The sequence below is a fragment of the Saccharomonospora iraqiensis subsp. paurometabolica YIM 90007 genome, assembly GCF_000231035.2.
In the GTDB taxonomy this organism is placed as follows: domain Bacteria; phylum Actinomycetota; class Actinomycetes; order Mycobacteriales; family Pseudonocardiaceae; genus Saccharomonospora; species Saccharomonospora paurometabolica.
This window is the reverse complement of sequence record NZ_KI912187.1, coordinates 18389-32309: the sequence shown is the minus strand read 5'-3', so window position 1 is coordinate 32309 and position 13921 is coordinate 18389. Positions and strand designations below refer to the sequence as shown.

The window sequence follows — 13921 nt, the reverse complement described above, 5'->3', positions numbered from 1 at the left end:
CGAAGCGTTGCTGCGACCAGCCGCCCGCCGCGCTGCGGCCCTGCACCAGGTGCCGGTCGGTGCGGGAGACGGTGACCTGGCCGTTCTCGGCCACCCCGACACTGTGCGCCCCGAGCCGCACCAGCAGCAGTCCGACCCGCCGGGGCCGCTGCGCGTGATCCACCAGCGGGTCGACGGCGAGCCCGTCCCGCACCCGCTCCGCCCCGTCCGGTTCGTCCGTCCCGTCCGGTTCGTTCGGCCCGTCCGTTCCCAGCGGCCTGAACGGGACCGTGACCGTGGCGGTGGTGCCGTCGCCCGCGGTCACGACCACCTCGCGCGGGCCGAGCGCGGTCTCCACGACGCCGTCGTTGCGCTCGGCGAACCGCGCGAACCAGCGGTGCAGCCGTTCCGGCTCCACCTCGACGACCCGGCCCCCGCCGGGGGCCTGTCTGGTCCGCGCCATACCGCCGTCCCTCCACTCGCCGGTCCCTCCACTCGGCCCGGCCCGCCGCCCGCGCCCACGGGCGGCGCGAAATCACAACACCGACGGCTCCGACCAGGGCTGCGCGGTCCGGCCGGTGATCGCGTCGAGCATCCCCTGGGCCTGGTTGTCGGTCAACGACGCCACGAAATCGATCACGGCGCGGCCCCGGGCCAGGCCCCGGATCGCGTCGGTGCCCCGGACCGGTTCCCCCGTCGCGCCCACCAGCAGCTCCGGGGCGGTCCGCGCGAGCGCGGCGTACTGCTCCTCCGCCAGCTCCACCAGGTCGTGCAACCGGCGGGGAAGCCGGGCCGACTCGTCCCGGTCGGCCAGCCACCCGTCCAGCGCGTCCACCAGACCCGCCACCAGACTGGCCTGGCCCCGTTGATGCAGCGCGAGATCCGCACGCTGCAACACGAACCGACGGTGCACGAACTTGAGCACCTGCACCTCGTGCCACTGCGCGGGCCGGAGCGTGACGTGCCCGGTCCGCGCCGACGGCGACGACGTGACCAGCACCCCGTGCACCAGCCGGGAGGTCCAGCGCGCCGAGAACGTCGCCGTGGCCTGTTCGGCCTCCACCGAACCGTCGAACGGGACACCGAGCAGCTCGTCCACCAGTTCCCCGCGTACCCGGGCCACGGCGTCGGCGAAGGCGTCGTCGTCGGTGATCCACGAGTCCTTGGCGTGCATCCGGCGCCGCAGGTACTCCAACGACCGGCCCGGCCTCCGGTGCCGCTCCCGCAGCTCCGCGTCCGGCAGCGCGGCGAGGTCACCGGCGGAGTCGAGCCAGCGTCCCAGTTCGGTCGCCACCTCGGCGTGCTGCAACACCCCGATCCGGTGGAAGTCCTGCAGATCATGGATGGCGTAGGCGATGTCGTCGGCCAGGTCCATCACCGAGGCCTCGACCGTCTGCTGCCACGGTTCGATCCGGTCGGCGAACGGCGCCCGCGCCTGTTCCAGGTCGTCCAGCTCGGTCAGGTAGGTGGAGAACTTCGCCGAGCCGGTCCCCGGCGCCTCGGGAGGCTCGGCGGCGCCGCGCGGCGGCGTCGCCATCGACGAGGGATGGGGATGCGGCCGGTGCAGCCGGGCCCACGGGTACTTGGCGAGCGCCGCGCGCGTCGCCGCGGTGAGGTTGAGTCCCTTCGGCGTGGGGCCACCGGCCTCGGTGGTGGTGACGATGCGGAAGGTCTGGGCGTTGCCCTCGAACCCGTCGGCCAGTCCGTACCGGTTGCGGGCGATCCGGTCGAGCACCTGCTCCCCCAGGTGGCCGAACGGCGGATGGCCGAGGTCGTGTCCCAGCGCGGCGGCCTCGGCCACGTCGGGCGCGCACCCGCCGAGCCCTGCGACCAGCTCACCCGACCCGTCGGCGGTGATCCGCTCGGTGATCGACCGGGCGACCTGGGCCACCTTGAGGCTGTGGGTCAGCCGGTTGTGCAACAACGCCGACCCGCTCGCGCTGACCACCTGGGTCACCCCGCCCAGCCGGGCGAAGTACGGCGACGCGACCAGCCGGTCCCGGTCCGCGCGGAACGGATCGGTGGCGAGTTCGGCGAACCCGCCCGCCTCGGCCGCCTCGTCCCGCCGTGTACGCCGCTGTCCACCCGATCCCATATCCGCCACCGTACCGACCCCCGCGAGTCGCCACCCCAATCCCGCGAGTTGCCACCCCAATCCCGCAGTCGACGCTCCAGGTCCGCGAGTCGACGCTCCAGGTCCGCGAGTTGCCACCCCAGATGCGCGAACCGGCGTTCCCGGAGTCGAGCCCACGCCCCGACGCACCACGGCGCCATCGAGCGCCCCGTGGAACACACCGAGACGCGGGCACGGGAACACCACGACTGTGGCGTCCCGTGCCCGCGTCCGGGTCACTGGTGTTCGGTTGTGTCAACTCGCCCGCACGGAGCGCCGACTCGCGGGTTCCGAGTGGCGACTCGCCGGGGGCTCAGACCGTGAAGCCCAGGGCCCTGAGCTGTTCGCGGCCGTCGTCGGTGATCTTCTCCGGGCCCCACGGGGGCATCCAGACCCAGTTGATCCGGAAGTCCTTGACGACCCCCGCGCCACCGGTGAGCACCGACGCCGTCTGGTCCTCGATCACGTCCGTCAGCGGGCACGCCGCCGACGTCAGGGTCATGTCGATCGTGGCGGTGTTGTTCTCGTCGACCTGCACGCCGTAGACGAGGCCGAGGTCGACGACGTTGATCCCCAGCTCGGGGTCCACCACGTCGCGCATGGCCTCCTCGACGTCCTCGATCTTCGCGACGTCGGCGCCCTGCGGCGCCTGCTCGGGCAGGTCCGCCGCGGTGCGGCCCTCGCGGTGCTCGGGCGCGGCCGCCGTGTCGGCGGTGTCGGTCTCGCTCATGATGCTTCCACCTCACTCGTCGACGTCTTGCCCACAGCGTCCTTGAACGCCATCCAGCCGAGCAACGCGCACTTCACCCGTGCGGGGTACTTCGCCACGCCGGCGAAGGCGACGCCGTCCTCCAGTACGTCCTCGTCCGGTTCCACCTCGCCCCGACCCTGCATCAGCTCCGTGAAGGCGTCCAGCCGCGCGAACGCCTCGGGGAGTTCCCGGCCGATCACCAGGTCGGTCAGGACCGAGGTCGAGGCCTGGCTGATCGAGCAGCCCTGCCCCTCGTAGGACACGTCCGCGACCGTGTCGCCGTCCAGCCGCACCCGGAGGGTCACCTCGTCCCCGCAGGTCGGGTTGACCTGGAAGGACTCCCCGTCGTACGGCTCGCGCAGGCCGCGGGCGTGCGGGTTCTTGTAGTGGTCCAGGATGATCTCCTGGTACATGGAGTCCAGGTTCACCGCCGATCCCCCTCCGGGCCGTGGACACCGAAGAACCGCTGTGCCTCGCGGATCCCGTCGGCCAGCGCGTCCACCTCGGACAACTCGTTGTAGAGGTAGAAGCTGGCACGCACGGTCGCCGGGACGCCGAAGGCACGGTGCAGCGGCCACGCGCAGTGGTGGCCGACCCGCACGGCGATCCCCAGGCTGTCCAGAACCTGGCTCGCGTCGTGCGGGTGCACCCCGTCGATCACGAACGACACGGCCGCTCCCCGCGACTCCGTGTCGGGCGGTCCGATGATGCGCACCCCGGGGATCGCGGACAACTCGGCCAGCGCCCTGGCGGTCAGGGCGTGCTCGTGCTCGGCGACCCGGTCCATCCCGATCGCGGACAGGTAGTCCACGGCGGCGCCCAGGCCGACGGCCTGCGACGTCATCGGCACCCCCGCCTCGAACCGCTGCGGCGGCTCGGCGAAGGTCGAGCTCTCCATCCGCACCAGCTCGATCATCGACCCGCCGGTGAGGAACGGGGGCATGGCCTCCAACAGCTCCCGGCGGCCGTAGAGCACGCCGATCCCGGACGGACCCAGCATCTTGTGCCCGGAGAACACGGCGAAGTCGACGCCGAGCGCACGGAAGTCCACCGGCAGGTGCGGGACCGACTGGCAGGCGTCCAGCACCGTCAGCGCACCGACCTCGCGGGCCCGCCGCACCAGCGGCGCGACGTCGTTGACCGTGCCGAGCACGTTCGACTGGTGGGCGAAGGCCACCACCCTCGTGCGCTCGGTGATCAGCTCGTCGAGGTTCGACAGGTCGAGCCTGCCCTCCTCCGTGACGCCGAACCAGCGCAGGCTCGCCCCGGTCCGTTGGCACACCTGTTGCCACGGCACCAGGTTGGCGTGGTGCTCCATCTCGGTGACCACGACCTCGTCCCCGGGGCCGAGCGCGAACCGCGCCGACTCGGGGCCGGCCGTGGCGGAGTTGCTCATCGCGTAGGCGACGAGGTTGACCCCCTCGGTGGCGTTCTTGGTGAACACCACCTCACCGGAGTCGACACCGACGAACCGCGCGATCGTGGCGCGGGCGCCCTCGTAGGCGTCCGTGGCCTCCTCGGAGAGCTGGTGCGCGCCCCGGTGCACCGCCGCGTTGGCGGTCTCGACGTAGTGCCGTTCGGCGTCGAGGACCGGCGCGGGCCGTTGCGAGGTCGCCCCGGAGTCCAGGTAGACCAGCGGCTTACCGTCCCGGACGGTGCGTGACAGGATCGGGAAATCCGCGCGCACCGCCGGGACGTCCACCGGACGCGGTTGGGCCGTCGTGCTCATCGTCTCTTCCGTTCCGCCCGACTCAGACGCTCGCGGACTCGGCCTTGTCGAGGTACTTGACGTAGCCGGTCTCCTCGAGCTCGTCGGCGAGCTCCCTGCCGCCCGACTCGGCGATCCTGCCGCCCGCGAACACGTGCACGTAGTCCGGCTTGATGTGCTTGAGGATCCGGGTGTAGTGGGTGATCAGCATGACGCCGACGTCGTTGTTCGCCTTGTGCTCGTTGACGGCCTCGGAGACCACCCGCAGCGCGTCCACGTCCAGACCGGAGTCCGTCTCGTCCAGCACCGCGATCTTCGGCTTGAGCAGGGCGAGCTGCAGGATCTCGTGGCGCTTCTTCTCCCCGCCGGAGAAGCCCTCGTTCACGCTGCGCTCGGCGAACTCGGACGGGATCTCCAGTTTGCCCATCTCGTCCTTGACTTCCTTCACCCAGTGGCGCAGCTTCGGCGCCTCGCCACGCACCGAGGTCGCCGCCGAGCGCAGGAAGTTCGACATCGACACGCCGGGGACCTCGACCGGGTACTGCATCGCGAGGAACAGCCCGGCACGGGCGCGCTCGTCCACGCTCATCTCGAGCACGTTCTCGCCGTCGAGCAGGACCTCGCCGGAGGTGACCTGGTACTTCGGGTGCCCGGCGATCGCGTAGGACAGGGTCGACTTGCCCGAGCCGTTCGGGCCCATGATCGCGTGGGTCTCGCCCGACCGGATGGTCAGGTTGACGCCGGTGAGGATCTCCTTGCTGCCCTCGTCGGTGACGACGTCGGCACGCAGATCCTTGATTTCCAGTGTGGCCATGCCTCTTCGTTTCTCTCGTTCGCGTGTGTGTCGGGTGGGTGTGCGTGCCGGCTCAGACGCCGATGGCCTGCAGCTCGTCCTCGATCGCCGCTTCGAGGCGCTCGCGCACCTCGGAAATGTCGATCTTCATGAGGATCTCGTGGAAGAACCCCCGCACCACCAGTCTGCGCGCCTGGTCCTCGGGGATGCCACGGGACTGCAGGTAGAACAACTGCTCGTCGTCGAACCTGCCCGTCGCGCTGGCGTGCCCGGCACCGGTGATCTCACCGGTCTCGATCTCCAGGTTGGGCACCGAGTCCGCGCGGGCGCCCTCGGTGAGCACCAGGTTGCGGTTCAGCTCGAAGGTCTCGGTGGCCTCGGCCGCGGCCCGGATCAGCACGTCGCCGATCCACACCGCGTGCGCGCTGTCGCCCTGCAGCGCACCCTTGTAGAGCACGTTGGACTTGCAGTGCGGCACGGCGTGGTCCACGAACAGCCGGTGCTCCTGGTGCTGGCCCGCGTCGGCGAAGTGCAGCCCGAGCATGTCGACGTCGCCGCCGGGGCCGGCGAACGTCGCGGTCGGGCTGACCCGCACCAGGTCACCGCCGAGCGTGACGACGATGTGCCGCAGGGTGGCGTCCCGGCCGAGCCGCAGGTGCTGTTCGGAGACGTGCACCGCGTCGTCGGCCCAGTCCTGCACGCTCACCACGGTGAGGTGGGCACCGTCGCCGATGACGAACTCGACGTTGTCCGCGTAGGTGCCCGAGCCGACGTGGTCCAGCACGAGGGCGGCCTCGGCGAACGCCTCCGCCCGGATCTGCACGTGCCCGTAGGCGGTCTCGCCCTCGCCCGGCCCGGTCAGCCGCACGGTGGACGGCGCGGACGCCTTCGTGTCGCCCGGCACGGTGACGAGCGTGGCCTTCTCGAACGTCGAGTACGCCTGGGCGGCGATGCGGTCGCTGGGCGTTCCGGCGGCACCGAGCCGCTCGTCGTCCCGGCCGACCGTCTCCACCCGGACCTCCGGTGCGGTCTCGGCGTCCACCGTGACCTGGCCGGTGGCGGCCGCGGAGCCGTCGTGCAGGCCCCGCAGCCGCTTCATCGGGGTGAACCGCCAGTTCTCCTCGCGCCCGCTCGGGACCTCGAAGGCCTCGACGTCGTAGGAGGTGAACCGCTCCCCACGGGAGACGGCGGGCACCACCGCCTCCGCGGCGGAGGCGGTGGTGTCGGCGCCCGGGGCGGGTGTGCCGCCGGGCGCGGTGTTGTTCTCGGCGACCGTCATGTCAGCCGACGGCTCCTTCCATCTGCAGTTCGATCAGGCGGTTCAGCTCCAGCGCGTACTCCATGGGCAGCTCGCGGGCGATCGGCTCGACGAAGCCGCGGACCACCATGGCCATCGCCTCGTCCTCGGTCAGCCCGCGGGACATCAGGTAGAACAGCTGGTCCTCGCTGACCTTGGACACGGTGGCCTCGTGGCCCATCGACACGTCGTCGTTGCGGATGTCCACGTACGGGTACGTGTCCGACCGGGAGACGGTGTCGACCAGCAGCGCGTCGCACTTCACCGTCGAGCTGGAGTGGTGCGCCCGCTTGTTGACCTTCACCAGCCCGCGGTAGGAGGTGCGGCCGCCGCTGCGCGCCACCGACTTGGACACGATCGTCGACGACGTGTGCGGCGCCATGTGCACCATCTTCGCGCCCGCGTCCTGGTGCTGGTCCTCACCCGCGAAGGCGACCGAGAGCACCTCACCCTTGGCGTGCTCGCCGGTGAGGAACACCGACGGGTACTTCATCGTCACCTTGGAGCCGATGTTGCCGTCGATCCACTCCATGGTGGCGCCCTCTTCGGCCTTGGCGCGCTTGGTGACCAGGTTGTACACGTTGCCCGACCAGTTCTGGATCGTGGTGTAGCGGCACCGGCCGCCCTTCTTCACCACGATCTCCACCACGGCCGAGTGCAGCGAGTCCGACTGGTAGATCGGCGCGGTGCAGCCCTCGACGTAGTGCACGTAGGCACCCTCGTCGACCACGATCAGCGTCCGCTCGAACTGGCCCATGTTCTCGGTGTTGATCCGGAAGTAGGCCTGCAGCGGGATGTCCACGTGCACGCCCGGCGGCACGTAGATGAACGAGCCCCCCGACCACACGGCGGTGTTCAGCGCGGAGAACTTGTTGTCCCCGGCCGGGATGACGGAGCCGAAGTACTCCTCGAACAGCTCCGGGTGCTCCCGCAGCCCCGTGTCGGTGTCCATGAAGATGACACCCTGGGCCTCCAGGTCCTCCCGGATCTGGTGGTAGACGACCTCGGACTCGTACTGGGCGGCGACACCGGCGACCAGGCGCTGCTTCTCCGCCTCCGGGATGCCGAGCTTGTCGTAGGTGTTCTTGATGTCCTCGGGCAGGTCGTCCCAGCTGGTGGCCTGCTCCTCGGTGGAGCGGACGAAGTACTTGATGTTGTCGAAGTCGATCCCCGACAGGTCCGCGCCCCAGTTCGGCATCGGCTTGCGCTCGAACAGGTTCAGCGCCTTCAGGCGCGCGTCGCGCATCCACTCCGGCTCGGACTTCTTCGCGGAGATGTCGGTGACGACCTCCTCGTCGACCCCGCGGCGGGCGCTGGCGCCCGCCGTGTCCGGATCGGCCCAGCCGAACGCGTAGTTGCCCAGGGAGTCGATCGTCTCTTCCTGGCTCAACGGCGCGGTGGGATTGCGCTGCTCGGCAGCGGCAGTCATGCGGTTGTCCCTCCGTTCGGAGTTCGGCTGTCAACATCTGCACCGGCTGCGCCACCGGCACCGGGCGGGCCGGCGACACCGGATGTGCCGTCGGCGCCGTCGAGGCCGTCCGCGCCCGTCCGCGGCAGGTGCTGACGTCTCCCTTCGCTACCCACCGGCTCGGCGGGTACGTGTGTGGTGCACGCGGCATCGCCGCGCGCGATCGTCGCCAGTCGCTGCACGTGTGTGCCGAGCAACTCGGCGAATGCCTCGGTCTCCGCCTCGCACAGCTGCGGGAACTCAGCCGCCACGTGCGCGACCGGGCAATGGTGCTGGCACAGTTGCGCTCCGGTCGACTCGTCCGATGTTCCCACCTGACGGGTCGACGCAGCGTAGCCCTCCCTGGTCAGCGCCGTCGCCAGGGCCTCGGCCCGGGCGGTGGCGCCGCCGTGCCGGGTCACCGCCTCACGGTGCGGCCCCACCAGCGCCGACACCCGGCGCTCGGCGAAGGCCCGGACCGCTTCCTCCCCCGCGTGCTCGGCGAGGAACCGGATGGCGGACACCGCCAGATCGTCGTAGGCGTGCCCGAACCGCGCCCGCCCCTGCTCGGTGAGCAGGAACAGCTTGGCGGGACGACCCCGCCCCCGACGTTGCCTGCGGGAGGACTGCCTCGTCTCCGCCTCGTGGTCGGCAACCAGCGCGTCGAGGTGCCTGCGGACCGCGGTGGTGCTGATCCCCATCTGCTCGGCGACGGCGACCGCGGACAGCGGCCCCTGTTCCAGCAGTAGTCTGGCCACCTCGTGCCTGGTTCTCCCCTCGGCGGTCGTGTGGGCAGGGGCGGTCGTGTGGACAGGGCCGTCCCCACCGGTGGCGGTGTCGCCACCGCGCCGGTCGGACGTCCCGTCGTTTTTCACAACATGATTGTGTCGTATTTCGGCGCGGCGGGCAAAGTCGGCCACGAAGTCGAGTGACCCGATTCACCGGGCGGGCGGGGTCGATACGCTCACGGCGTGGTTTTCGGCAACGGCGGGCCCGCGGCCCGAACGGGGGGCACCCGGGGCGACACCGACGCGCGCGAGGGCACCGACGCGCGGGGCGGGACCGACCCGCTCGACGGCGCGGACACCCGCGCGCTCGCTCTCGTACGCCGGTTCGGCACGGTCGGCGCGCTGCTGCTCGCCTTCGGGTCGCTCGGGGCGGGGGCGGCCCCGATCCTGAACCCGGTCCACCACATTCCGGTGCTGCGGGTGTTCGCCCGCATCCCGACCGTGTCCGTGGCGGTGGCGTTCGCGGGCATGGGCATGATGGTGCTCGCCTGGCTGTGCCTCGGCCGGTTCACCCGGCCGGACCGCCCGCGGGTCGCCGACCAGGGTCGGGTGCTGCGCGTGCTGGTGACCTGGACCCTGCCGCTGGTCGTCATCCCGCCGTTGTTCTCCCGGGACGTGTACAGCTACCTCGCGCAGAGCGAGATCGTGCGCCGCGGGTTCGACCCGTACGCGCTCGGCCCGGCGCAGGCGCTCGGCGTGGACGACCCGTTCACCGCGGGCGTGTCCAACATGTGGCGGGACACGCCCGCGCCGTACGGCCCGCTCTTCCTCGAGATCGGCAGCTGGATCTCGGAGGTCATCGGCACCGACGTCGCCCTGGGCGTGTTGCTGCAGCGACTCCTGGCGCTGGTGGGGTTCGGTCTGATCGTGTGGGCGCTGCCCCGTCTCGCCCGGCGCTACGGCGTGCGGCCGGGGACGGCGCTGTGGCTCGGTGCGGCCAACCCGCTGGTGCTGTTCCACCTGGTGGCCGGGGCGCACAACGAGGCGCTCGGCATCGGACTGATGCTCGCGGGGCTGGAACTCGGGATGCGCAGACTCGCGGTGCGGATCGAGGGGGAACCGCCCCCGCCACGGCTCCCGCACGAGTGGACCTACATCGTCGCGGGCGCGGTGGTCATCTCGCTCGCCGCGATGGTCAAGATCCACGCTGTCGTCGCACTCGGGTTCCTCGGGGTGATGGTCGCCCGGCGCTGGCACGGCCGGATCACGGACCTCGCCGCGGTGGCGGGGCTCATGCTCGGCGTGGTCACCGTGGTCTCGGTCGCCGTGGGCGTCGGTACCGGACTCGGGTTCGGCTGGATCGGCGCGCTGGAGACCCCGGCGATGGTGTGGAGCTGGGTCTCCCCCGTCGCCGAACTCGGACAACTCGGCGGGGTCCTCGGCGTCCTGCTCGGGCTCGGCAACCACACCGCCTCCGTGATCGCCATCCTGGGTCTGCTCGGCTACCTGGTCGCGGGCGCGGTCACGGTGAAGTTCCTGTGGGACGGCTTCCGCTGGCGCTACCGGCCGATCATCGGGCTCGGGGTGTCGCTGGGCACCTTCATGCTGCTGCACGTCGCCATGCAGCCGTGGTGGCTACTCTGGGCCGTGATCCCGCTGGCCGCCGCCGCGGGGACGTCCCGGTTCCGGGTCGCGGCCACCGGGGCGAGCGCCGTCCTGGCGCTGCTGATCCCGCCGACGGGCAGCCCGTTCGACGGCCGCAGCTACATCCTGCACCAGGCGGTGGTCGCGGGCGCGATCGTGGTGCTGCTCGCGGTCGGGGTGATGTGGCGGAAAGCTCCGTCACTGCTCCGCCGCCCGGGCACGGTGCGGTGAGCGCACGCTCTACCCTTGACTGTCGTGAACGCAGCGGCCGTGGAGATCACCGGGCTGGTCAAGCGGTTCGGCACGGTCACCGCCGTCGCCGACCTCGACCTCACCATGCAGCGGGGTGAACTGCTGGCCCTGCTCGGTCCGAACGGCGCGGGCAAGACCACCACGGTCGAGATCTGCGAGGGGTTCCTGCGCCCGGACGCCGGATCGGTGCGGGTGCTCGGCCTGGACCCGGCGCGCGAGGGCGCGGCGCTGCGCTCCCGGATCGGGGTTATGCCGCAGGGTGGCGGCGCCTACCCCGGCGTCCGCGCGGGCGAGATGCTCGACCTGGTCGCCGCCTGCGCGGCCCGGCCGCTCGATCCCGCGTGGCTGTTGGACGTCCTCGGGCTCGCCGAGGTCCGGCGCACGCCGTTCAAACGCCTCTCCGGCGGGCAGCAGCAGCGGCTCTCCCTGGCCTGCGCGATCGTGGGCAGGCCGGAGCTGGTGTTCCTGGACGAACCGACGGCGGGCATGGATCCGCAGGCGCGGCGCCTGGTGTGGGACCTGCTCACCGGGCTGCGCGACGACGGGGTGAGCGTGCTGCTGACCACACACCTGATGGAGGAGGCGGAGGCGTTGGCCGATGACGTGGTGATCGTCGACGGCGGCCGGGTCGTCGCCTCCGGGGCACCGGACGCGCTCACCGCCGAGCACGCCGAGGACGCCCAGCTGCGCTTCCGCGCCCGGCCCGGTCTGGACACCGACCTGCTGGTCGCCGCCCTGCCCGAGGGGTACCTGGTGCGGGAGTCCGCCCCCGGCGCCTACCGGGTGTGCGGTGCGGTGGACCCGCAGGTGATCTCCACCGTGACGGCGTGGTGCGCCCAGCAGGGGGTGCTGGCCGAGGAGCTGCACGTCGGCAGGCGGGACCTCGAGGAGGTCTTCCTGGAATTGACCGGACGGGAGCTGCGCACGTGACCCCGCCCCGGGGCAGGCTCCCGACCGGGGACGCCGCCGCAGCCCGGTTCGCGCCGGGGACGTTCACCCCGGACCCCGGACGGGGTCGGCTCGGCCGGATGCTGGTCACCCATGCGCGGGTGGAGACCGCCCTGACCCTGCGGCACGGCGAGCAGATCCTGCTCACCCTGCTCATCCCGCTCGCCCTGCTCCTCGGCCTGAGCCTGCTCGACGTGATCCCGCTGCCCGGGGCCGACTCCACGGCGAGCCGGGTGGACCGGGTCGCGCCGCGGGTGCTCGCCCTCGCGGTGATGTCCTCGGCGTTCACCGGGCAGGCGATCGCGCTGGGGTTCGACCGGCGCTACGGCGTCCTGAAGCGGTTGGCGGCCACCGCGCTGCCCCGGTGGTTGCTCGTGCTGGGCAGACTCGTCGCGGCGCTGGTGGTGGTGGCCCTGCAGACCCTGGTGCTGGGGGGCGTGGCGGCGGCACTCGGCTGGGCACCGCCTTTGGCCGGAGCCCTCGTCGCGGTACCGCTGCTGGCGCTCGGCACGGTGAGCTTCGGCGCGCTCGGCGTGCTGCTCGGAGGCGCGCTGCGCGCGGAGGCCGTCCTCGCGCTGGCGAACGTCGTGTGGTTCGCGCTGCTGCTGGCCGGGGGCATCCTGGTGGCACCGGACGCCCTGCCCGGCCCGCTCGCCGCGGTCGTGCCGTACCTGCCCTCCGGTGCCCTGGCCGAGGGCCTGCAGGGCGCGCTCACCGACGGCACGCTCGCCGTCACCCCGGTACTCACCCTCACCACCTGGGCCGCCGCCGCGGCCGCCCTGGCCACCCGCACCACCCGCCTGACCTGACCCCGCCCACCCCGCGGGGTGTGCCGTGAAGGACTCCTTCACTGCGTGTGCCGCAGCGAGGGACTCCTTCACTGCGTGTGATGCAGGCAAGGGGGCCTTCACGGAAAAGCGGTCGAGGTACGGGGAACCGCGGGATACGGTGCCCCGGTGGAGGGTGTGGTGGAGGTCGGACTGGTCACCATCCCGGCGGGGCGGGTGGCCGTGACCGACCGGGTGACACGGACCCGGCGCCCGGTGGCGGTGCGCTCCTTCGAACTCGCCACGCTGCCGACGACCCAGGAATCCTATGCACGGGTGACCGGCCTGTGGCCGAGTGCGACGCACGGGGGACGGCTGCCGGTCGAGACGGTCTCCTGGTGGGATGCGGTGCGCTACTGCAACGCGCTGTCGGATCTCGCCGGACTGACCCCGGTCTACCGGATCGGTGCGTGGGACACCGTCGCGCGGGACCACGCCGCGAACGGCTTTCGCCTCCCGACCGAGGCCGAGTGGGAACACGCCTGCCGCGCCGGGACCGGAGGACCACACTACGGCCCGCTGGACGAGGTCGCCTGGTACCGCGGCAACTCCGGCGAACGCCCCCGGGCGGTCGGCGGGAGACGCCCCAACGACTGGGGACTTCACGACATGCTGGGCAACGTCTGGGAATGGTGCTTCGACACCGACGGCGGCGCCGACCATCCCGACTACCGGGTGCTGCGCGGCGGCGGGTGGTGCGACGAACACTGGAGCTGCCGGGCCTCGGTGCGCAGGCGCAGCCACCCCACGCTCCGGCTCGACGACGTCGGCTTCCGCGTCGCCCGGTCCCGGCCCACCGTGTGACGGCGACGCGGAACCACCCGGGCATGTGCCCTACGCATCGTCGTAGTATCCGGGACGTGCAGTTGTCTTCGCTCGTGGCCCGGTTGCCGTATCCGTCGCACGCGGTTCAGCGGGCCCTCGCCGTCGCGGCGATCATCACCCAGGGCGGTATCGGGGTCACCGGCTCGATCGTGCGGGTCACCGGGTCCGGGCTGGGGTGTCCCACCTGGCCGCAGTGCTTCCCCGGCAGCATGACGCCGGTCGAACACCCCGAGTACGCCATGCTCAACCAGTGGGTGGAGTACGGGAACCGGCTGCTCACGTTCGTGGTCGTCGCCGTCGCCGCCGCCTGTGTCGTCGTGGCGTGGCGGGTGTTCCTCGACCACCCGGGCCGCACGCGGCTGCTCGCCCTGGCCTGGGTGATGCCCGCGGGGGTCGTGGTGCAGGCCCTCATCGGCGGCATCACCGTGATGACGCACCTGTTGTGGTGGACCGTGGCGATCCACTTCCTGGCTTCCACGATCCTCGTGTGGCTGGCGGTGCTGCTGCACCGCGCCTTCACCGAGGGGGACGAGCCGCCGCGCCCGCGGGTGCCCACCCGCAGCAGGCCCGTGCTCGGCGCACTCGTGGCCGCGCTGGCCGGCACGCTGG

Annotated in this window: 14 protein-coding genes; 5 read left to right on the top strand and 9 right to left on the bottom strand. The window is 71.9% G+C overall.

Annotated elements, in window-relative coordinates; all coding sequences use genetic code 11:
• The 9 genes from SACPADRAFT_RS24625 to SACPADRAFT_RS0200965 form a co-directional block, all read right to left on the bottom strand.
• Positions 1–442: acVLRF1 family peptidyl-tRNA hydrolase (locus tag SACPADRAFT_RS24625; protein ID WP_007024602.1), on the bottom strand; the 442-nt coding region annotated here is incomplete at its 3' end.
• A 72-nt stretch (positions 443–514) separates the two neighbouring features.
• Complete coding sequence (locus tag SACPADRAFT_RS0201000; RefSeq protein ID WP_007024601.1) at positions 515–2074, bottom strand: deoxyguanosinetriphosphate triphosphohydrolase family protein; 1560 nt, start codon at positions 2072–2074, stop codon at positions 515–517.
• Between the two features lie 331 nt (positions 2075–2405).
• Positions 2406–2822, bottom strand: a complete 417-nt coding sequence (locus tag SACPADRAFT_RS0200995; protein WP_007024600.1) for a metal-sulfur cluster assembly factor — start codon at positions 2820–2822, stop codon at positions 2406–2408.
• Entirely contained in the window at positions 2819–3271 is a 453-nt protein-coding gene (gene sufU / locus SACPADRAFT_RS0200990) for a Fe-S cluster assembly sulfur transfer protein SufU (protein WP_007024599.1), read from the bottom strand. Before sufU ends, SACPADRAFT_RS0200995 begins: the two co-directional genes overlap by 4 nt.
• Complete coding sequence (locus SACPADRAFT_RS0200985) at positions 3268–4572, bottom strand: cysteine desulfurase (protein WP_007024598.1); 1305 nt, start codon at positions 4570–4572, stop codon at positions 3268–3270. The genes sufU and SACPADRAFT_RS0200985 overlap by 4 nt, the downstream gene beginning before the upstream one ends.
• 22 nt (positions 4573–4594) lie before the next feature.
• Positions 4595–5365 (bottom strand): Fe-S cluster assembly ATPase SufC, encoded by a 771-nt coding sequence (gene sufC / locus SACPADRAFT_RS0200980; RefSeq protein WP_007024597.1) that lies wholly within the window; start codon positions 5363–5365, stop codon positions 4595–4597.
• A 52-nt stretch (positions 5366–5417) separates the two neighbouring features.
• Entirely contained in the window at positions 5418–6623 is a 1206-nt protein-coding gene (sufD, locus tag SACPADRAFT_RS0200975; protein ID WP_007024596.1) for a Fe-S cluster assembly protein SufD, read from the bottom strand.
• A 1-nt stretch (position 6624) separates the two neighbouring features.
• A complete protein-coding gene (gene sufB, locus SACPADRAFT_RS0200970; protein ID WP_007024595.1) occupies positions 6625–8070 on the bottom strand; it encodes a Fe-S cluster assembly protein SufB in 1446 nt (481 codons plus the stop codon).
• Positions 8067–8963, bottom strand: coding sequence for a helix-turn-helix transcriptional regulator (locus tag SACPADRAFT_RS0200965; RefSeq protein ID WP_007024594.1), 897 nt, complete (start codon positions 8961–8963; stop codon positions 8067–8069). Before SACPADRAFT_RS0200965 ends, sufB begins: the two co-directional genes overlap by 4 nt.
• 96 nt (positions 8964–9059) lie before the next feature.
• Here SACPADRAFT_RS0200965 and mptB point away from each other — a divergent pair, with 96 nt between their 5' ends.
• The 5 genes from mptB to SACPADRAFT_RS24620 all read left to right on the top strand — a co-directional run.
• A complete protein-coding gene (gene mptB, locus SACPADRAFT_RS0200960; protein ID WP_007024593.1) occupies positions 9060–10691 on the top strand; it encodes a polyprenol phosphomannose-dependent alpha 1,6 mannosyltransferase MptB in 1632 nt (543 codons plus the stop codon).
• Between the two features lie 24 nt (positions 10692–10715).
• The gene (locus SACPADRAFT_RS0200955) at positions 10716–11642 is read left to right on the top strand and encodes an ABC transporter ATP-binding protein (protein WP_007024592.1); all 927 of its coding nucleotides are present in this window, start codon (positions 10716–10718) and stop codon (positions 11640–11642) included.
• Positions 11643–11740: 98 nt separating this feature from the next.
• Positions 11741–12469: an ABC transporter permease gene (locus tag SACPADRAFT_RS0200950; protein WP_157577008.1), complete on the top strand. Its 729-nt coding sequence runs from the start codon at positions 11741–11743 to the stop codon at positions 12467–12469.
• Between the two features lie 147 nt (positions 12470–12616).
• Positions 12617–13291, top strand: coding sequence for a formylglycine-generating enzyme family protein (locus SACPADRAFT_RS0200945; protein ID WP_028662123.1), 675 nt, complete (start codon positions 12617–12619; stop codon positions 13289–13291).
• A gap of 56 nt (positions 13292–13347) precedes the next feature.
• Positions 13348–13921, top strand: a 574-nt coding sequence (locus SACPADRAFT_RS24620) for a COX15/CtaA family protein (RefSeq protein WP_007024589.1), incomplete at its 3' end; no start/stop codon positions are given.